Here is a 569-nt window from a genome sequence, read left to right as displayed (position 1 = left end):
AATCATTCTCTGAGGCTGAGGTAATACTAACAAAGTCCATCAATGGTATTGTTTTTTCAACTTTACGAGCAACCATGTGTATTTTTACTCCATAATAATATAGATTTTTGGTTGCACAGAAACTCTTATCTGATAATTCAGTAGCTACTTTACCTTGTCTTTTACCTGAGCAAAGTATGATAGGATATGAATCAACTAAGACAATATCATGACTAATCCCTTTGACAATACACTTATTTTCAATGTTTTGTAAAAGGATTGGCACCAAAGCCGATAAAGCTGGATTCAAAGCATTTATTCTGGCGTTGAAATTTGAATAATTGGGCAACTTAGGAAACCAACTACTCATATATCTAACTGTATAGTCATAAATTTCAGTCTTTTTGTGCTTATCCTCATAAAGACGGCAGTAAAAATAAATGGTTAAAAGTTCGCTATCAGTAATCTTCTCATTGCTTGGTGAGGAATTATTGCTAAATCTTTGGCAATGCCAGCGAAGTTCATTATCATAGCACTCGCAGAGGTAGTAATACAAGCGGATTAAATCTAATTCTCTCATAATCAGTATT

The 569-nt window shown here is 33.4% G+C and carries 1 pseudogene; it reads right to left on the bottom strand.

The features are described from left to right. A pseudogene (locus GVN22_RS27675) lies at positions 1-559 on the bottom strand (transposase); the annotation flags it as partial. Positions 560-569: the final 10 nt, after the last annotated feature.

The sequence above is a fragment of the Cellulophaga sp. BC115SP genome (assembly GCF_009905545.1).
Lineage (GTDB): Bacteria > Bacteroidota > Bacteroidia > Cytophagales > Spirosomataceae > Flectobacillus > Flectobacillus rivi.
The sequence above is the reverse complement of the archived record's forward strand: the minus strand, read 5'-3'. Positions and strand labels throughout refer to the sequence as shown.